This is a genomic window from Rhizobium sp. YTUHZ044, from assembly GCF_051123975.1.
Classification (GTDB): domain Bacteria; phylum Pseudomonadota; class Alphaproteobacteria; order Rhizobiales; family Rhizobiaceae; genus Rhizobium.
Genome location: NZ_CP101428.1, coordinates 78,082 through 96,244 on the forward strand (window position 1 = coordinate 78,082; position 18,163 = coordinate 96,244).

General features: G+C 63.5%; 22 protein-coding genes. 9 read left to right on the forward strand and 13 right to left on the reverse strand.

Annotation, left to right across the window (positions count from 1 at the left end; all coding sequences use genetic code 11):
• Position 1 precedes the first annotated feature (1 nt).
• A complete protein-coding gene (locus tag NL154_RS25730) occupies positions 2-778 on the forward strand; it encodes a polysaccharide deacetylase family protein (protein ID WP_210632518.1) in 777 nt (258 codons plus the stop codon).
• Here NL154_RS25730 and NL154_RS25735 read toward each other — a convergent pair.
• The 8 genes from NL154_RS25735 to pcaD form a co-directional block, all read right to left on the reverse strand.
• Positions 766-1,641: an alpha/beta fold hydrolase gene (locus tag NL154_RS25735; RefSeq protein ID WP_210632519.1), complete on the reverse strand. Its 876-nt coding sequence runs from the start codon at positions 1,639-1,641 to the stop codon at positions 766-768. The genes NL154_RS25730 and NL154_RS25735 overlap by 13 nt on opposite strands.
• Positions 1,638-2,012, reverse strand: a complete 375-nt coding sequence (locus tag NL154_RS25740; RefSeq protein ID WP_210632520.1) for a GFA family protein — start codon at positions 2,010-2,012, stop codon at positions 1,638-1,640. The genes NL154_RS25735 and NL154_RS25740 overlap by 4 nt, the downstream gene beginning before the upstream one ends.
• Before the next feature lie 118 nt (positions 2,013-2,130).
• Positions 2,131-2,961, reverse strand: a complete 831-nt coding sequence (locus NL154_RS25745; RefSeq protein ID WP_210632521.1) for an MBL fold metallo-hydrolase — start codon at positions 2,959-2,961, stop codon at positions 2,131-2,133.
• A gap of 326 nt (positions 2,962-3,287) precedes the next feature.
• The gene (locus NL154_RS25750) at positions 3,288-4,334 is read right to left on the reverse strand and encodes a 3-carboxy-cis,cis-muconate cycloisomerase (RefSeq protein WP_434734472.1); all 1,047 of its coding nucleotides are present in this window, start codon (positions 4,332-4,334) and stop codon (positions 3,288-3,290) included.
• A gap of 136 nt (positions 4,335-4,470) precedes the next feature.
• Positions 4,471-5,082 (reverse strand): protocatechuate 3,4-dioxygenase subunit alpha, encoded by a 612-nt coding sequence (gene pcaG / locus NL154_RS25755; RefSeq protein WP_434734473.1) that lies wholly within the window; start codon positions 5,080-5,082, stop codon positions 4,471-4,473.
• Positions 5,083-5,084: 2 nt separating this feature from the next.
• On the reverse strand, positions 5,085-5,834 hold the full coding sequence (gene pcaH / locus NL154_RS25760; protein ID WP_210632526.1) for a protocatechuate 3,4-dioxygenase subunit beta: 750 nt from the start codon (positions 5,832-5,834) through the stop codon (positions 5,085-5,087).
• Positions 5,835-5,843: 9 nt separating this feature from the next.
• Entirely contained in the window at positions 5,844-6,245 is a 402-nt protein-coding gene (gene pcaC, locus NL154_RS25765; protein ID WP_434734474.1) for a 4-carboxymuconolactone decarboxylase, read from the reverse strand.
• Positions 6,242-7,063 (reverse strand): 3-oxoadipate enol-lactonase, encoded by an 822-nt coding sequence (gene pcaD / locus NL154_RS25770; RefSeq protein WP_434734475.1) that lies wholly within the window; start codon positions 7,061-7,063, stop codon positions 6,242-6,244. Before pcaD ends, pcaC begins: the two co-directional genes overlap by 4 nt.
• A 191-nt stretch (positions 7,064-7,254) precedes the next feature.
• Between pcaD and pcaQ the strand changes: the two genes are divergently transcribed.
• From pcaQ to NL154_RS25785, 3 genes are all read left to right on the forward strand, one after another.
• On the forward strand, positions 7,255-8,172 hold the full coding sequence (pcaQ, locus tag NL154_RS25775; protein ID WP_434734476.1) for a pca operon transcription factor PcaQ: 918 nt from the start codon (positions 7,255-7,257) through the stop codon (positions 8,170-8,172).
• 66 nt (positions 8,173-8,238) lie between these two features.
• Complete coding sequence (locus NL154_RS25780; RefSeq protein WP_434734477.1) at positions 8,239-8,751, forward strand: MbcA/ParS/Xre antitoxin family protein; 513 nt, start codon at positions 8,239-8,241, stop codon at positions 8,749-8,751.
• Complete coding sequence (locus NL154_RS25785; RefSeq protein WP_434734478.1) at positions 8,748-9,443, forward strand: RES family NAD+ phosphorylase; 696 nt, start codon at positions 8,748-8,750, stop codon at positions 9,441-9,443. Before NL154_RS25780 ends, NL154_RS25785 begins: the two co-directional genes overlap by 4 nt.
• A 3-nt stretch (positions 9,444-9,446) precedes the next feature.
• Here NL154_RS25785 and NL154_RS25790 read toward each other — a convergent pair whose 3' ends face one another.
• Positions 9,447-10,088: an alpha/beta hydrolase family protein gene (locus NL154_RS25790; RefSeq protein ID WP_210632539.1), complete on the reverse strand. Its 642-nt coding sequence runs from the start codon at positions 10,086-10,088 to the stop codon at positions 9,447-9,449.
• Between the two features lie 70 nt (positions 10,089-10,158).
• On the opposite strand from NL154_RS25790, the gene NL154_RS25795 reads away from it, so the two are divergent.
• A complete protein-coding gene (locus NL154_RS25795) occupies positions 10,159-10,341 on the forward strand; it encodes a hypothetical protein (RefSeq protein WP_085780917.1) in 183 nt (60 codons plus the stop codon).
• Between the two features lie 405 nt (positions 10,342-10,746).
• On the opposite strand, the gene NL154_RS25800 is transcribed toward NL154_RS25795, so the two are convergent.
• Positions 10,747-11,646, reverse strand: a complete 900-nt coding sequence (locus NL154_RS25800; protein WP_210632540.1) for a LysR family transcriptional regulator — start codon at positions 11,644-11,646, stop codon at positions 10,747-10,749.
• Positions 11,647-11,774: 128 nt separating this feature from the next.
• Here NL154_RS25800 and NL154_RS25805 point away from each other — a divergent pair, with 128 nt between their 5' ends.
• From NL154_RS25805 to NL154_RS25820, 4 genes are all read left to right on the forward strand, one after another.
• Positions 11,775-12,623, forward strand: coding sequence for a DODA-type extradiol aromatic ring-opening family dioxygenase (locus tag NL154_RS25805; protein ID WP_434734479.1), 849 nt, complete (start codon positions 11,775-11,777; stop codon positions 12,621-12,623).
• Between the two features lie 115 nt (positions 12,624-12,738).
• On the forward strand, positions 12,739-13,137 hold the full coding sequence (locus tag NL154_RS25810) for a DoxX family protein (RefSeq protein WP_086083302.1): 399 nt from the start codon (positions 12,739-12,741) through the stop codon (positions 13,135-13,137).
• Positions 13,138-13,216: 79 nt separating this feature from the next.
• The gene (locus NL154_RS25815) at positions 13,217-14,119 is read left to right on the forward strand and encodes an NADP-dependent oxidoreductase (RefSeq protein WP_434734480.1); all 903 of its coding nucleotides are present in this window, start codon (positions 13,217-13,219) and stop codon (positions 14,117-14,119) included.
• 243 nt (positions 14,120-14,362) lie between these two features.
• Positions 14,363-15,064 carry a DUF899 family protein gene (locus NL154_RS25820; protein WP_210632544.1) on the forward strand — a complete coding sequence of 234 codons (702 nt, stop codon included), beginning with the start codon at positions 14,363-14,365 and terminating at the stop codon, positions 15,062-15,064.
• Positions 15,065-15,084: 20 nt separating this feature from the next.
• Here NL154_RS25820 and NL154_RS25825 read toward each other — a convergent pair whose 3' ends face one another.
• The 3 genes from NL154_RS25825 to hutU form a co-directional block, all read right to left on the reverse strand.
• A complete protein-coding gene (locus NL154_RS25825; protein WP_434734481.1) occupies positions 15,085-15,714 on the reverse strand; it encodes a J domain-containing protein in 630 nt (209 codons plus the stop codon).
• A 175-nt stretch (positions 15,715-15,889) separates the two neighbouring features.
• Positions 15,890-16,465 carry a HutD/Ves family protein gene (locus tag NL154_RS25830; protein ID WP_434734482.1) on the reverse strand — a complete coding sequence of 192 codons (576 nt, stop codon included), beginning with the start codon at positions 16,463-16,465 and terminating at the stop codon, positions 15,890-15,892.
• A 5-nt stretch (positions 16,466-16,470) separates the two neighbouring features.
• Positions 16,471-18,144, reverse strand: coding sequence for a urocanate hydratase (gene hutU, locus NL154_RS25835; RefSeq protein ID WP_434734483.1), 1,674 nt, complete (start codon positions 18,142-18,144; stop codon positions 16,471-16,473).
• Between the last annotated feature and the right edge of the window lie 19 nt (positions 18,145-18,163).

The window sequence follows — 18,163 nt, forward strand, 5'->3', positions numbered from 1 at the left end:
GATGAGCCGAGGGATGAGCTGGGAACCGCTGCGCCGGGAGCTCGACCGCTGGCGCGCCGCCGGCCGCGTGGCGCGGTTCTGGCTGCGCGACGACGATGCCGTCGAGCCGACGCCGGATCTGGAGCGGCTGCTGTCACTGACCGGCGCGAACGGAATTCCGCTGACGCTTGCCGTCATTCCCGGCCGGACCGGCGAAGCATTGGCGGCGCGGCTGGCGGCAGAGGCGAGCGTCGCTGTCGCTGTGCATGGCTGGTGGCATACGAACCACGCCGGACCTGAGCGCAAGAAGCAGGAACTCGGCGGCGAACGCCCGCCCGAGGTGGTGCTCGGCGAGTTGCGTGAGGGACTACAGCGCCTGAAGCGGCTCCATCCGGCTCGCTTCCTGCCGGTGCTGGTGCCGCCGTGGAACCGGATCGACGCCGCGCTCATCCCGGCATTGCCCGACCTCGCCTTTGCGGCGCTTTCGGTTTACGGGCGGGCAAGAGAGGGCGGGCCGATCCCGCTTCTCAACACCCATGTCGACATTATCGACTGGCACGGCACGCGCGGCGGCCGCGACGAGGAGGAGCTGGTGGCCGAACTCGTCGCCGAACTCCGCGACCGGTTTGCCGGCAGCGACGAGCCGATCGGCGTGCTCACCCACCATCTCGTCCATGATGCGGCCGCCTGGGATTTCCTGTCGGCCTTGTTTGCGCTGACGGCCGATCATCCTGCCGTCTCCTGGTCGTCGCCGGGCGCACTTCTCAGCTTAGCGCGAAGGAGCGATCAGCCGGCGTGAACGCGCCCGAGGAAGTCCCGCATGAGTTCAGCGACCTCTTCGAGATGCGTCTCGAGCAGCCAATGCCCGCCATCGAGCAGATGCAGTTCGGCATCCGGCAGATCGCGGAGGTAGGCGCGTGCCGACTCTTCCGGCATATAGTGGTCGTTCGGTCCCCAGACGATCAGGGTCGGCGGCCTGTTTTGCCGGAGATATTTCCGGTGCTCGGGAAACCAGGCGCGGTTCTCCTTCAATCCGGCGATCAGGTCGATGGCGATTTCCGTGCGCCGCGGCGTGACCAGCGACCAGTGCAGCCTCCAGAGATCCGGCGGGATCGTTTCGGCCAGAGGCGGCGGCAGGTCGTTGAGGAATTCCTCCCGGAAGGTCTCCTCGCTGATTGCTTCCGCCAGCGCCTTCCTCATCTCCGCGCGCGGTAGCGCCCAGGTCGCCTCGATATCTGCATATTTCGGGCCAAGCGCATCCTCATAGGGAATATCGCCATTCTGGATCATCAGCGCCACGATGCGGCCAGGGTTTCTGATTGCCAGCCGCGCTCCGATCGGCGAGCCGAAATCGTGGAGATAGAGGGCGAAGCGGTCGACACTGAGCGCGTCGATGAAAGCCTCCAGCCAGGCGGCATAGCCGTCGAAGCTGTAGTCGAAATCGTCGGGCGTGTCGCTATAGCCCGCGCCGGGGAAATCCGGGGCTATCAGGCGCCAGCGGTCGGCAAGGCGCGGCATGAGATTGCGAAATTCGTAAGAAGAGCAGGGATAGCCGTGTGGCAGAAACAGGACCGGTGCGTCCGGCGGGCCGGCCTCGCGGTAAAAGGTCTCGATGCCTGAGATCGTAACGAACCTATGCCGGACGAGCGTGGCGAGGCTCACGTTCGGTCCTCCTCATACTGCTCGGCGCCCTCCACGGGTCGCAGCCACGTTTCGCGGCGTTTGATCCACAGTTCATAGCGCGGCACCAGCGGTGTCGGCGCCTGCGAGAGGATGCCGAGCTTGATCTCCGCCTCCTGGTCATCGGCGGAAAACAGCCGCGAACCGCAGCCGGTGCAGAAGCGCCGGCCGTGAAATTCGCCCGTTTCTCCGGAATGTTCGAACCGCCCGGCGGGCCAGATTCCATAAAAAGTAAAGGCCGAACCGCTTTCCTTTCGGCAGTCGGTGCAATGACAGATGCCGACACGCAGCGGTTCGCCTCGCACAGAAAGCTGCACCTGCCCGCAAAGGCATTGTCCGGAGAGCACGGTCATGGCTGATACCCCGTTTCATCGATCTTGCGCTGCCGGGGAAACGGTCGGACCCGACATCTGTTCCGTCAGCAAGGCGCGAACGGACGTCGTCTTGCGCGCCCGCAGGAGACTCGGTGTCCTAGATCACCACGGTCTGGTTGTCGCGCGCGGCGAAGGCGCCGGGGAAGGCGGCCTCAGCCTGCGCTTCCATCTCGGCCAGCTGTTCGTCCGTGCGGGAGGGCGCATGGTGGAACAGGGCGAAGCGCTTGGCGCCGGCCATTTTGGCGAGCTCGGTGCCGTGCTGCCAGGTCGAATGACCGAAGCCCTTGAAGCGCTGCATCTCATCTTCATTGTAGGTGCAATCGTAGACGACGAGATCGGCGCCCTGCATCATCTCCAGCGAGACCGGATCATAGCTGCCTGGAATATGCTCGATATCGTAGATGAGAGCGATCGAACGGCCTTGCCATTCGATGCGGTAGCCGATGGCGCCGCCTGGATGGTTCAGCGTGAAAGTCCTGATCTCGATGCCCTCATGCGGGGTCAGAACCTGGCCGGGATGGAAATCGCGGAAGTTCATCGTCGCCTGACAGATATCTGTCTTGACCGGAAACCAGGGCGGGCTGATGAACTGCTCGACCATTTCCCGCGTGCTCATCTTGCCGTCGAGATGGCCGGACCAGATGTTGACGTTGATCGAGGGATAATAGATCGCCTTGAAGAAGGGCAGGCCGATGATGTGGTCGTAATGGCAGTGGCTGAAGAACAGATCCACGTCGCTGACGCCGTCGGCGAGCAGCGACAGTCCCGCCTCGCGCAGGCCCGAACCTGCGTCGAAAAGCAACCGATGTTTTCCGCAGCGAATCTCGATGCAGGAAGTGTTACCGCCGTAGCGATCGAACTCGGGGCCCGATACGGGAATACTGCCGCGGACGCCCCAAAATTTTATCTGAAACAGTTCTGTCGTCATCGTTTTTCAAACCGGCCTTCCCGCATCGCCATCGTAATCATAGTTTATCCCGATGCGAAGCAGCAGAATTCCACGAGTTTGCCTGCGCCCCCTTTCGTTCTCCTAACCGCTAGCGGAAGAAGAAGTATATTCTCCTAAGCAATCGGCTTTCGCTTCGGAAAGCAACCCGGTATGGTTGGTTTTCGGTAAATGGGCTGCTCGGGCGGGGCGTTTTCCGCAAGTCATGCCTATTAGATGGTTGCGCGCGATCGAAAATGCAAATCGCAGCGCTCGCGCTGGAGCCCCTGACGAACGGGCTTGCCACAGCGCTGGCCGCGGCTGCGATCTCAGGCCGTCCCAAGCCGCTTGATATTTCCGATCAGCTCTCCGGCAAGCCGCAGGCTGGCGGCGGTTGCCATGGTCATCTGCGGCAGCAGCAGCCATTCCAGCGTCCAGGCCGCTCCGGAGCGTTCCTGTTCATGGACAAGCGACTGGTGGATGCCGGAGAGCGCCGTGGCGTTGAAGCGGGCGAGCGAGACCAGGACTTCGGCGGCAACCGGATTCTGCTTGTGCGCCATGGCCGACGAGGCGCCGCCGCCTGAGATTTCGATCTCACCGCCCATCTCGGCAAGCAGCGCGATATCCTGCCCCATCTTGCCGAGGCTGCCCGAAATCGAAGCGAACAGGCCGGCGATATCGGCGATCGGCAGGCGCGCGCTTTGCCATTGCCTGATATCGGTGAGGCCGAGCTCCTGGGCGAGCGAAGCGCGGATTGCGGTGGCCTGTGGCCCGAGCTTGTCGAGCGTGCCGGCAGCACCGCCGAACTGGACGGGAAAACTCTGCTCGGTCAGGCGGTCGCGATAGGTCGCGAGCGGCGCGCGCCAGGCATTGAGACGGTCGCAGACGCTGATGGCGATCGCCGCCTGCATGCGGGTATGCCCCATCAGGCGGTTGCGGCCGAACCGCCGGTCGAGCCCGTCGAGCGCTGCGAGGATCGAGGAAAGCCGGCCGGCAAACAGGAAGACCACCGCCTTCAGTCGGATCATCAGGCTGGTGTCGATGACGTCCTGGCTGGTGGCGCCGAGATGCAGGTTTTTGCCGGCTTCCTCGCCGACCTTGGCGCGCAGCTGCTTGACGAGGTCGGGGACGACGACGCCGTCCTTCGCCGTTGCCGCGCGAAGGCTGGTGAGGTCCGGAGAAAAACCGGCGCAGGCTTCGGCGATCTTCCTTGCGGCTTCGCCGGGAATGACACCGTGCGCGGCTTCCGCCCCGGCGAGCGCGGCTTCGAAGGAGAGCATGGCGCGGATATCGGCTTCGGCGGAAAAATAGGGCGCGATTTCGATATCGCCGAGAAGGCCGGAGAGGAAGGGATGGTCGAAGGGCGATGCGGTCATGGGCGTCTCTATTCGAGCATTTCAGACAAAGTGCAGGGGTGGGCGCCGACCCGACCCATCCTTCGAACCCCCCGGAGAGAGGGCAGGGTGAGGGGGCTGCTTGCTAAGAGCTCTCCGTACAAATAGCCGTCGATCTTCAAATATCCAGAAACACGGTCTCCTTCGGCCCCTGCAGGTGGATGTCAAAACGGCAGATCGCGCCGTCGCGGCCGGCGACCATGGTGGCGACGCGTTCGCGATGTTCGATACGGGCAAGCAGCGGGTCGCTGGCGTTGGCCTCCGTCTCCTCCGGAAAATACATCCGCGTATGCAGGCCGATATTGATGCCGCGGGCGACGATCCAGAAGGTGATGTGCGGCGCCTGTCTGCGGCCGTCCTTGAAGGGAGCGCGGCCGGGCTTGATCGTCTCGAAGCTGTAGACGCCATCGTCGGCGCTGGTCGGGCAGCGGCCCCAGCCGGCGAAGTTCGGGTCGGCGGCGCCGCGCATTTCCGAGGGGCTGTTGTAGAGGCCGGCGCTGTCGGCCTGCCAGATCTCGACGACGGCATCGCGCACCAGCGCGCCCGCCCCGTCGAAGATGCGCCCGGTGACGGTGATGCGTTCGCCGAGCGTTTCGTCATTGAGCATCGCGGCGCCGAGATCGCTGTCGTAGACGCCTGTGATGTCGCAAAAATTCGGCGTGAGGCCGATATGGACATAGGGGCCGGCGGTCTGCGACGGGGTTTCCTTGAGATAGCCGAGCTGCTGCATGGTCAGTTGCCCTCCAGCCTGTTTTCGAACATCGTCGAGCGGCGGCCCCGCAGCACGATGTCGAATTTATAGGCGCGTGAATCCATCGGAATCGTATTGCCCCAGTCGAGCGGCGCGATCAGCTGCTCGATCGCCGCCTTGTCCGGGATCGTGCCGACGATCGGACATTTCCAGATCATCGGATCGCCCTCGAAATACATCTGTGTGATCAGGCGCTGTGCGAAGCCGTGGCCGAAGATCGAGAAGTGGATATGGGCGGGGCGCCAGTCGTTGACGCCGTTCGGCCAGGGATAGGCGCCCGGCCGCACTGTGCGGAAATGGTAGCGGCCTTCCTCGTCGGTGATGGCACGGCCGCAGCCGCCAAAATTCGGGTCGATTGCCGCCAGATAGGTTTCCTTCTTGTGGCGGTAGCGGCCGCCGGCATTGGCCTGCCAGAATTCGACCAGCGCGCCGGCCACTGGCTTGGCGCGTTCGTCGAGCACGCGGCCGTGGACGATGATGCGCTCGCCGATGGCGCTTTCGCCGGGCCGCGCATAGTTCAGGATCAGGTCGTTGTCGAGTTCGCCGATCAGCGAATGGCCGAAGACCGGCCCGGTCGTCTCGGAGATCGTGCCGTCGAGCGACAGCAGTGCCCGTTGGGGCGCGCGCAGCACCGAGGTTTTGTAGCCGGGGGTCAGGGCCGGCGCATGCCAGGCGCGGTCGCGGGCGAAGAAGGCGCCGGTCTCCGGCTTTTGGTTGGGTCGTTCGGACATCTCTCTCCCTCAGGCCGCCTTCTCGGCGTCCATCTCTGCAAAGGCCTGCTTGGCAATCTTGATCGCGTGGTTGGCGGCGGGGACGCCGGCATAGATCGCCACATGCAAGAGCGCCTCGCAGATATCCTCGCGGCTTGCTCCCGTATTGTCAGTAGCGCGCACATGCATGGCGACCTCGTCATCCTGGCCGAGTGCGGCGAGCAGTGCGATGGTGATGATCGAGCGCTCGCGCTTGGTCAGCGCCGGGCGCGACCAGACATGGCCCCAGGCGGCTTCGGTGATCAGCTCCTGGAAGGGACGGTCGAACTCGGTCGTTGCCGCTGCGGCGCGCTCGACATGGGCGTCGCCGAGCACGGCGCGACGGGTCGCCATGCCCTGTCGGTAACGCTCGGAGGAGGCGGTCTCGTTCATCGGTTGGTGTCTCCAGGTGGGATGCCAGGGGGGATGGATGTGAGGAAGGCGCGGATGATCGCCGTCAGCGCTTCCGGCTGCTCGACGCAGGGAATATGGGCGCAGTCGGCGATCACCTCGTAGCGGGCGCCGGGGATAAGCCGCGCCGTGGAGAGCACCAGATCGGGCGGGGTCGAGCCGTCCTGGTCGCCGACGATGCAGATTGTCGGCACAGCAATCGACTTGGCCGCTTCGGTGAAATCTGCGTCGCGGATCGCTTCGCAGGCGGCGAGGTAACCCTCGACCGGCTGGCGTGTCAGCATGTTGCAATAGCCGGAATAGGCGGTGTTCTCGGGCCGGCGGAAGGAGGGCGTGAACCAGCGCTCCATGACGGCGTCGACGATGCTGCCGATGCCATCTTTCTTGACGGCGGCAATGCGGGCGTTCCAGCTCTCAGCCGTGCCGATCTTGTGGGCGGTGTCGCAAAGAATAAGGGCGCCGACGAGATCCGACCGGCGCTGCGTCAGCGACTGGGCGATGAGGCCGCCGACCGACAGGCCGCAGATGACCGCATTTTTCACTGACAGCAGGTCGAGCAGGCCGGCAAGATCGGTCGCATGGTCCTCGATCGACGAGGGGAGCTGGCCGACGTCGGAAAGGCCGTGGCCGCGTTTATCGTAAAGCACGATGGCGTGATCGCCGGCCAGTCGTACGACGACGTCGCGCCAGATGCGGAAATCCGTCCCGAGCGAATTGATGAAGACGATCACCGGTCGGTCGGCGGGCGCGCCGATAAGCTGATAGTGGATCGTCACGTCGTTTATGCGGGCGAATTGCACGTTACGTCCTCCTTGTTCAAGTCCGAGCACCCCACCTCCGTCATCCTCGGCTCAAGGCCGAGGATGACGGAGTGTGGGCTTGGCTTTCCCGTCAAACTCGCCACACCTCTTGGCGTCAAGACTGAATGGTTGATCCGGTTAAGTAAAATGATATTTTAAGGCATTTCGATAACCTTGGAGTTAAGTGATCGATGGTCGACAGCCGCGTCAAGTTCCGCCATCTGCAGACCTTTGTCGAGGTGGCGCGGCAGAAGAGCGTCATGAAGGCGGCGGAGTTGCTGCATGTCAGCCAACCGGCGGTGACGAAGACGATCCGCGAGTTGGAACAGGTGCTCGGCGTCGACGTCTTCGAGCGCGACGGCCGCGGCATCAAGATCACTCGTTATGGCGAGGTTTTCCTGCGGCACGCCGGCGCGGCGCTGACGGCGCTGCGCCAGGGTCTCGATTCCGTCTCGCAGGAGCAGTTCGCTGACGCGCCACCGATCCGCATCGGCGCCCTGCCGACGGTCTCATCGCGCATCATGCCGCGGGCGATGGAACTCTTCCTCAAGGAGAAAACCTGGAGCCGGGTGAAGATCGTCACCGGCGAGAACGCCGCGCTGCTGGAAGAGCTTCGTGTCGGCGACCTCGACCTGGTCGTCGGGCGCCTCGCCGGCGCTGAAAAGATGGCGGGCTTCTCCTTCGAGCATCTTTATTCAGAACAGGTGGTGTTTGCCGTGCGCCGCGGCCATCCGCTGCTGAACGGCCGGCAATCGCTGTTTGCAGGTTTCGCCGACTATACGGTGCTGATGCCGACACGCGGTTCGATCATCCGGCCGGTTGTCGAAAATTTCCTGATCGCCAATGGCGTCTCCAGCCTGCCGGACCAGATCGAGACGGTGTCGGATTCCTTCGGCCGCGCCTTCCTCAGGTCAAGCGACGCGATCTGGATCATTTCGAACGGTGTGGTAGCAGGCGATGTCGCCGATGGACGGCTGGCGCTGCTGCCGATCGACACCGGCGAAACCAAGGGGCCGGTCGGGCTGACGACGCGCGCCGATGCCGTGCCGTCGGCGCCGCAATCGATCCTGATGCAGACAATCCGCGAGGCGGCGCGGGAGCTTTCCTGAAGCCCCCTCCAACGCTTGCTATTTGCCCAGATCTGGATTAAATCTAGTTCAAGACGGGAGATTCCTATGCAGCAGGCAGGACGCAGAGAGCAAGAGCCGGAGCGGCTGGACACGGAGCGGTTTGCACCTGCCAATCGAAGGCGGCTGAGCCCGCCGGCGTTGCGAACCTTTTTGGCGATCGCCGATCTCTGGGGGCTCACCGAAGAGCAGCGTTTGCTCGTGCTCGGCTATCCCTCCCGCTCGACCTATCACAGCTGGGCAAAGCAGGCGCGTGAGCACGGCGCTTTTACCCTCGACGTCGATGCGCTGACCAGGATCTCCGCCGTGTTCGGCATCCACCAGGCGCTTGGCGTGCTGTTTGCCGACGAACGCGCCGGTATCGCCTGGCTGCGCACGCCGCATCAGGCGCCGGTTTTCGGCGGCCATCCGCCGCTCGATATCGTCACAAGCGGAACTCAGGACGGGCTGATGACCGTGCGCCGGTTTCTGGACGGCGCGCGCGGCGGACTCTACATGCCGCCCAATAGGCTCGACGAGGCCTTCACGCCTTACGAAGACGCGGACATCGTCTTCCGGTGAGCGATCGTTTTGCCGAGGCGCCGCATCCGTCCCATCGGCTGATCCCGTCGCAATTTCCGCCGATCGGTCTGTTCGATACGGTGACGAGGGCGGCGGATCTCGAAGCCGTGATGGAACTTGTGGGATGGACCAATGATCGGCTCGTGGCCGACCGCCTTCGGCGGCTTCCCGAAAACGAGTGGGTCTACGGCAGTCCGAACGCCAGTATCGTGATGGCGGCGTTCCTCCATGTCGCACCCGGCGGCATGCGCTTCAACGGGCCCGATCTCGGCGCCTGGTATGCCGCCGACAATCTGAAGACAGCCGCGGCTGAAGTCGGCCATCATCTCCGGCGCGAGGCTGTGGCGCGCGGGGCGGCGACGATGGCGCGCACCTATCGCAGCTACGCCGCCACCCTGATCGGCGACTATCTCGACATTCGCGGCGAACAGGCGCTGCGACCGGATGTCTATGACGGCACGAGCTATGCGGCGTCGCAGGTGCTCGGCGAAGACGTGCGCTCGAGCGGCGGTGCCGGCATCCTCTATGACAGTGTGCGGCTGAGAGGCGGGGTGAACGTCGCGGCGCACCGGCCGAGGAATATCCGCGATGTGCTGCAGGCAGATCATTTCGAAATCACCGTTTTCGCCGCCGAGCGGCGCATCGATGTCAGGAAGCTGGCAGTCCGGCGGCGACCGACTGCCGCAAGGTAGACGTTAAACCGGCAGGCGCTCGGCCCATGCCTTTGCCGTCTTTGCCATCGTCGCGAGGTGATCGGCAGCGGAGAAACCGGAAATTTTCTTGCGCGGCTTCAGGTCGTGATCCCCGTCCTCGAGCCAGAGGACCTCGATCCTGTCGGAGAGGTCGTAGCCCGGCACTTCGTCCTTCGTGCCGAACTCGTCGCGTGTTCCCTGGCAGATCAGTGTGGGCGTCTTCAGGCCCAAGAGATGGCTGGTGCGCAGCTTGTCCGGCTGGCCGGGTGGATGGAAGGGATAGCCGAGGCAGAGCAGGCCGGCGATCCTTCCCCTGTCATAGAGACCGTCGGCGACCATGCTCGCAACCCGTCCGCCCATCGATCTGCCGGCGATGATGAGAGGACCGCCAGCGTCGAGCGCGGCAATCGCCGCCTCATATTCGGGGTTAAGGGTTTCGGCGCGCGGCGGCGGCTTGCGCCCTTCCGCAGTGCGGCGGGCGGCCATATAGGCGAATTCGAACCTGGCGACGCGAAAGCCGACGCCGGCAAGCGCGTCGGCCGCCGCTGTCATCGAAGCCGAATCCATCGGCGCGCCGGCGCCATGGGCAAGAAGGATGGTGAAGCGCGCATCCTGCGGCCCCTGCAGCAAAAACCTTTCAAGCATCGGCAATCCTCCATCCGCCGCCGGAACCATGTCGGCAGCCCGGGCTTCTTCCCTGGAAAGGAGACAGACAATGTCGACGAATGATGAAAACGTAAAGCCCGAGCAGCGCCGTCCCAAGGACGTCAATGCCGTACCCGGCAAGCCGGAACCCGCCGACGCCGAATCGATGGCCCCGCCGGCCGTGCAACCGGCTGGGGAGGGCGATAAAAGCGAGCGGCCGGTGGTCAATCCGGTGACCGGCGCCGCCCTTTAGCGGCCGCTCGCTAAAGATGATGCAAAAACCCCTTGAAACGGCGAATGCAAGCGTCCATATAGCGGCTCTGCCTGAAAAATGGATGCGCCCGGTATCGACGTCGTCGAGCTGTTCGCTGTCCGACAGGATAAGGGCGCTCCCCGCAAGGGTCGAGCGCCCTTTTTGCTTTTCCGACGTCGCGTGGAATCACGGCTTGGGTTTGCATTGGTGGCGATAGCGAGCAACTCCCACCATAATCTATAGAGCACTTCGGAATCCCGAAATTGGCTGCGTCGTTGAAATCGTTCAATTTTATTCCACGGGCACATGGCTGAAAAGGCGTCGAATTTCGGAATCCCGAAGCGGGCGGATTTCGGGATTCCGAAGTGTGATTTTTTTCGCGCCGGTGTTCTCGCTGAGCGAGGATTATCCCATCTCCCGCGTGCTCGCCGTCAGAAAATCGATGAAGGTACGGACCTTGGCCGAGAGATATTTGCGGCTCGGATAGACGGCGTAAAGCGTGCTGTTGAAACCGAGCATAATGGCCGGCAGCACGATCTCCAGGCGACCTGCCTCGATATCCTGCTCAGCCATCCATGTCGGCAGGAAGGCCAGGCCCATGCCGCGCAGGGCCGCCAGGTGCATAATTGTCTCGTTGTCGCTCTGCATCACCGTGCGGAAGGTGATCTTGTGTGGTCCGTCCGGACCTTCCAGCGACATGCTTTCCCCAAAATTGACACCGGAGTAGCGAAGCAGTGCGTGGCCGTTGAGCTCGCCGACGTTTCGGGGCCGCCCGGTTCGCTCGAGGTAATCCGGCGAGGCCATGAGACGGAACTGCACGTTCGTCAGCGGGCGGGCGACGAGGCCCGGATCGAGCCGGTCCTGCGACGTTGCCCGCAGCGCCAGATCGAAACCTTCGTCAACTAGGTTGACCAGCCGGCCGCTGAGATCCAAGTCCAGGCAGACATCGGGGTAGCGCCGGTTATACGCTGTCAGCATGTCGGTAAAATAGTTGGTTGCCGCCCAAACCGGCGCACTCAGTTTCAGCATGCCGCGGGGAGCGACCGTCACATTCCCGATGGCGTCTTCCACCTCGTCCAGCCGTTCGAGCATCTCCCTGGTCTGGTTGAAGTAAAGCCGCCCTGTCTCCGTCAGGCTGACGTGCCGGCTGGTTCGGTTGAGCAGCCGCGTGCCCAGCCGGTTCTCGAGCTGCATCACATGCTTGCTCGCCATTGCCGGTGAAACGCCCAGGCGATCGGCAGCAGCGGTGAAGCTTTTCAGTTCGGCGACGGTGCAAAACACCCGCAGGCTCGTCAACGTATCCACTGATCATCAACACCCAGGAAATGGTTCTTCAATATCTGCCACGTTGATCAATAATGGAGAAAAAATCAAAATCTTCCTATCGAAGCGCTGCCCAATGCTCGCGACAATGATGCCCAAGGACAATTCCGGTGACAAATTCCAGACTCCCGACTTATTTCGTCAGCCATGGCGGTGGTCCCTGGCCCTACATGACAGGAGAATTCCGTCGCAACTTCGACGTGCTCGAACGGTCGCTGGTCGACATGCGCGCTGAACTCGGCGATGCGCCGAAGGCGATCCTCGTGGTCTCGGGGCACTGGGAAGAGGAAGGTTTTGTCATATCGTCGGGCGTCAAGCCGGGCATGGTCTACGACTATCACGGCTTTCCCGAACACCTCTATCACATCACCTACAATGCCCCCGGTTCGCCTGATCTCGCAGACCGCGTGCAGCATCTGCTGCGGGCGAGCGGCATCGAAGCGGCGCTTGATCCGACGCGTGGTTACGATCACGGCACGTTCAGCATCATGAAGCCGCTCTATCCGGAAGAGAACATCCCTGTCGTGCAGCTTTCGCTGGATGCGGGTTATGATCCGGCGCTGCACATCAGCGTCGGCCGGGCGCTGGCGCCCTTGCGTGACGAGGGCGTCCTGATCATCGGCAGCGGTCTCAGCTATCACAATCTTTCGGCCATGCGCGGCACCGGCGGATATGAGCCGTCCCGCCGCTTCGACGCCTGGCTTCAGGAAACACTGGTTCACGCAGCCTGCGACAAGCGCACCGAGCGGCTGATCGAATGGCAGCAGGCGCCGGCCGCCCGGGCGGCGCATCCGCGCGAAGACCACCTCATCCCGCTGATGGTGGTCGTCGGCGCCGCCGAGAACGAAGCCGGCGCCACCACCTATCACCAGAAGGATTTTGCCGGCGGGCTCACCGCATCGAGCTTCCGTTTCGGCCGCGCCCACTCAACCCCCCGATCACATGGAGATGCGCAATGACCGGCGAAATCTTCAAGCCGTCTTCGCCATGTCGATAAGGCTCTGGAAAGAAACCAGGAACTCAGAAGGCGGCCTCCGCCGCCTGACCTCCCATCAACCTCATTGGAGAAACTCGATGATCAATACCGGCAAATGGACGCCATACATTCTCGCACTTCTGCGCATCATGGCGGCCTTACTCTTCCTCGAACATGCCACAATGAAGTTTCTGCAGTTTCCGGGTCCGATTCAAGGCGTACCCTATCCGCTGCCCGCCCTCCTGCTGGTTGCAGGCGCAATCGAGGTGATCACCTCTGCTCTGATGCTCGTCGGATTTCAAACGCGCATCGCCGCATTCATCGCGTCGGGCGAAATGGCTGCCGCCTACTTCATGGGCCACACGCCGTATGGCTTCTGGCCGGCGCTGAACATGGGCGAAGGTGCCATTCTGTTCTGCTTCATCTTCCTCTACATCGCCTTTGCCGGCGGCGGAGCCTGGACGCTCGACAACGCGCGTCCCCCCGCCACGGCCTGAGACGGCATCATCCGGGAACCGCCTGTGCCCGGCAGCCGGGCATAGGCGCAAACGAAACGCTAGAAATTCTGGAGGCGCAATGAAAGCGGCACTTCTGAAATCCTATGGTGATGTCGATCAGTTCGAAATCGCGGATCTTCCGGCGCCGAAGCCCGGACCGGGCGAAGTCCTGATCAAGATCGAGGCATCCGCCGTCAACCCCTTCGATCTCATTCTCCGCCAGGGCTTCATGGCGCAGTACATCCCGCTTCCACTGCCGGCCGTGCTCGGAGGTGACGCCGCCGGCACCATCTCGGCACTCGGCGAAGGTGTGACCGGTTTTGCGGTCGGCGACCGGGTGGTCGCCGATTTTGCCGCAAACGGCAGAGGCGCGCATGCGGAATATGGTGTCGTTCCCTCGACATCCATCGCAAGGCTGCCGGCCGCACTCGGCTTCGAGCAGGGCGCCTCGCTGGTCAAGGCAGGTCTTACCGGCCGGCAGACCGTCGAAGCGCTCGGCGTCAAGGGCGGCGACCGGGTTCTCGTTTCCGGCGGCCTCGGCACGGTCGGACGGTCCGCCATCCAATACCTCAGGCAGATCGGCGCCCAGCCGGTTGCGGGCGTCCGGCCCGAGCGGCTGAACGAAGGCCAGGAGCTGGCGGGCGAAGCGCTCGACATCACGGTTCCCGCCGCAAGCCCGAGTTTCGACTATGCGATCAGCACCGCCGGCCCGGTGGTCGGCAACCTCATCGGTCATGTCCGCGACGGTGGCACAGTTGCGAGCATCGTTCCGGTGCCGGAAGGCGCCAACGCCGGAAACCGCGTTATCATCCGTGAACTCTACCATCGCACCGACGCGGCCATGCTTGACGCTGTTCTGGCGTCCGCCGCCAGCGGTGACTTGGTGATCCCGATTTCCCATACCTTCACCCTGGAGCAGATCGGCCTTGCCCAGAACGCGGTTGCGGCAGGTGCTCCCGGGAAGGTCGTTCTCAAACACTGAAAAGCAGACAAGCGGCACCGCATCACGCGAACGGTAGCACCGGCATGACGATCTTCATGCCGGTCGTTTCGGTCGCTTAGGTGGTTTTCTGTTCCATTCCTCCTCAAAGGCGGATTTTTCCCGCCGGTCCTGTCGATTTTCGCATCTGAGGATCGTCTTCCTAACGATGTGCTGGAAATCCGTTGCGATCGCGGCACATCCTTTGAGCGCCCGAGACGCGCGACGACAGAAGGAGGATATGTGATGGATGATCAGCAGCTGGTACCCGCCGCCGTACTCGCGGCCAAGAATGGCGTTCGTTTCCCGAATGAAAGCGAGCAATATCGTATCGCCCGCGACGCGCTGCTGGCCGAGGAGATCGAATTGCGCCGCCATATCGAGCGCGTGGCGAGACAGCGCCGGGCGCTGCCGCCGGGCGGCGAGGTGAAGAAGGATTATCGCTTCGAAGGCGCCGGCGGGCCGATATCCTTCAGCGAACTCTTCGCCGGCAAGGACACGCTGATCGTCTACAGCTACATGTTCGGCCCTGAACGCGAGCGTCCATGCCCGATGTGCACCTCGCTGCTGTCGGCCTGGGATGGCGAGGTGCCCGACATCCAGCAGCGCGCCGCCCTTGCGGTCGTTGCACGCTCGCCGATCGGAAAGCTGCTTGCCTTCAAGAAGGAACGCGGCTGGCATCACCTGCCGCTCTATTCCGACACGACCGGCGATTACAGCCGCGACTACCACGCCATCGGCAAAGGCGGCGGTGATGACCCTGCCTACAACGTCTTCACGCGGCGCGACGGCACCATCCGCCACTTCTGGAGCCAGGAAATGGGCGACGTCACCTCCGATCCCGGCGAGGACCCGCGCGGCGCACCCGACCTGATGCCGCTCTGGACACTGATCGACACGACGCCGGAAGGCCGGGCGCCGGACTGGTATCCGAAGCTGTCCTACTGACGGTTTTAGCGCGTGCTGCGTCAGCCGGTGGAGCGGTTTCTGGAGGTCTCGATCCATTCGAGATTGGTGACCGAAGCCTCCGGCAGCAGCGATGGATCGAGATCGTAGACATAGCCGCTCAGCATGTCGGCGGCCCGTTCGGCCGCCTTGATCTTCGCCTCGGTTTCCGCGACCGCCTTGGAGATCGCTTCGATGCGGGCGCGGAACATATGGGCGAGCACATCGCGGCCGGACTGCTTTTCCAACCGCTCCAGATGCAGGCCCACGCGTGAGGCGTGGCGTTCCAGCTCGCTCTTGCTGAACCGCGCCTTGCGTAGTTCCTCGGAGAGGCTTTCCTGCATGACGGCGACCGGATCGAAACTTCCCGGCGCCCGCTCGTCGAGCACGGCGTCGGTCACGAGCTTCTCGATCATCACAAGCGCCTGCAACTCGGCCGCATCGGCGAACTCGACGTCATAGCCGGTGTCGTCATAGACCTTACGGCGGACCGGATCGAGCAGCAGCGCATAGGCCTTCTGCAGATTGTCGAAGGCTTCCGTATCGCCGCCCGAATCAGGATGGGCGACTTTGGCAAGGCGCCGATAGGCAGCCTTCAGCTTCGCCCCGTCCGCATCGCGTTCAACGCCGAGAATATCGTATGGATCCGTCACACCTGCTCCCTTGCCGCCCTGGATGTCACGGGCAGTCTAGGTCTTCTTCTGCATCAGAAGGGCAAAGTTTAGACCGAAAGCAGGAATGGCGTCCATGGCCTGATATCGCGACCGGCGCTGCGAGCGCCCCGATTTGTTCCGAAATCGATTGAGTTCTCAAACCATTAACGTAAAATCAGTGGGTGGCGATCGAGATAAGATAACATCCGGCCTCGCCGTCGATATCAAGCGCGATTGCCGTCATATCCTCGATCAGCAGCGCGTCGCCGGCTGCAAGCGTCCCGGTCTCGCCGGACCGGCGGAATGACACCGTGCCGCGATGGCAGAGGAACAGGCATGTCGGCGATGGCAATGGCACGGGTGTGGCGCCGTCGATGTCGATTCGCGTGAGGCTATGGGTGAGACCGCCCCGGCGCGTCATGACGTTGAGGTCGGTGATCGCGCCGTCTTCGAGCCTTGCGATGACGGGGATATCGGCCGGGAAGGCAAGGGGGGCGCTTTCCGTCGTTAGCAGCGCCGGCGTGCGGCCGTCGATCTCGAGCAGCATGCCGTTGCCGTCGAGGACCGCCAGCGTCCGGTCGATGCCCGGGAAAATCGAAAATGGCCCGTCCTCTGCGACCGCTGCCATGCTGACGCGCCAATCGAAATCGTCGATCGAGGCAGCAGCCGGAGAGGCGGCGATCTCCACCGTCTCTCCTTTGCCGTTCTTCCACGGCATGCGTTTGTAATCGCCGGCGCGCAGGATCTTCACGAGGCTCAGTTCCCGAGAATGCCGGGCAGGCGCAGACCCTTGTCGCGGGCGCAGTCGAGGGCGATATCGTAGCCGGCATCGGCGTGGCGCATGACGCCGGTCGCCGGGTCGTTCCAGAGCACACGCTCGAGACGCTTTGCCGCATCGTCGGTGCCATCGGCGCAGATGACGACGCCGGAATGCTGGGAGAAGCCCATGCCGACGCCGCCGCCATGGTGCAGCGACACCCAGGTGGCGCCCGAGGCGGTGTTGAGCAGCGCGTTCAGCAGCGGCCAGTCGGAGACGGCGTCGGAGCCGTCCTTCATCGCCTCGGTTTCGCGGTTCGGCGAGGCGACCGAACCCGAATCGAGGTGGTCGCGGCCGATGACGATCGGCGCGGAAAGTTCGCCGTTTTTGACCATTTCGTTGAAGGCCAGCGCCAGGCGGTGGCGGTCGCCGAGACCGACCCAGCAGATGCGCGCTGGCAGGCCCTGGAAGGCGATGCGCTCCTTGGCCATGTCGAGCCAGTTGTGCAGGTGGGTGTTGCCGGGGGTCAGCTCCCGCACCTTGGCATCGGTCTTGTAGATATCCTCCGGATCGCCGGACAAGGCGGCCCAGCGGAAGGGGCCGATACCGCGGCAGAACAGCGGTCTTATATAGGCCGGCACGAAACCGGGGAAGGCGAAGGCGTTTTCCAGGCCTTCTTCCTTGGCGACCTGGCGGATGTTGTTGCCGTAGTCGAGGGTCGGGATGCCGGCGTTCCAGAAAGCGATCATCGCCTCGACATGTTCGCGCATCGAAGCGCGCGCGGCCTTTTCCACCGCCTTCGGATCGCTTTCGCGCTTGGCCTTCCACTCAGCCATCGTCCAGCCCTTCGGCAGATAGCCGTTGATCGGGTCGTGGGCCGAGGTCTGGTCGGTGACGATGTCGGGGCGGATACCGCGGCGGACCATTTCCGGCAGGATTTCGGCGGCATTGCCAAGCAGGCCGACGGATTTGGCTTCGCCGGCCTTGGTCCAGCGGTTGATCATCTCGAGCGCTTCGTCGAGCGTCTCGGCCTTGGCGTCGAGATAGCGGGTGCGCAGGCGGAAATCGATCGAGTCGGGGTTACATTCGACGGCGAGGCAGCAGGCGCCGGCCATGACGGCGGCGAGCGGCTGGGCGCCACCCATGCCGCCGAGGCCGCCGGTCAGGATCCATTTGCCCTTGAGATTGCCGTCGTAGTGCTGGCGGCCGGCCTCGACGAAGGTCTCGTAGGTGCCCTGGACGATGCCCTGCGTGCCGATATAGATCCACGAGCCGGCTGTCATCTGGCCGTACATGGCAAGGCCCTTCTTATCGAGCTCGTTGAAATGATCCCAGGTCGCCCAGTGCGGCACGAGGTTGGAATTGGCGATCAGCACCCGCGGCGCATCCTTGTGGGTGCGGAAGACGCCGACCGGCTTGCCGGATTGGACGAGCAGCGTCTCTTCTTCCGTCAGCGTCTTCAGCGTCGCGACGATGCAGTCGAAGTCCTCCCAGGTACGGGCGGCCCGGCCGATGCCGCCATAGACGACGAGCTCGTTCGGATTTTCGGCGACGTCGGGATCGAGATTGTTCATCAGCATGCGCAGCGGCGCTTCGGTCATCCAGCTCTTGGCATTGAGCTCGTTGCCGCGGGGCGCACGGATTTCGCGGATATTGTGGCGTGGATTGCTCATGGCGGTTCCCCTGTCGAGT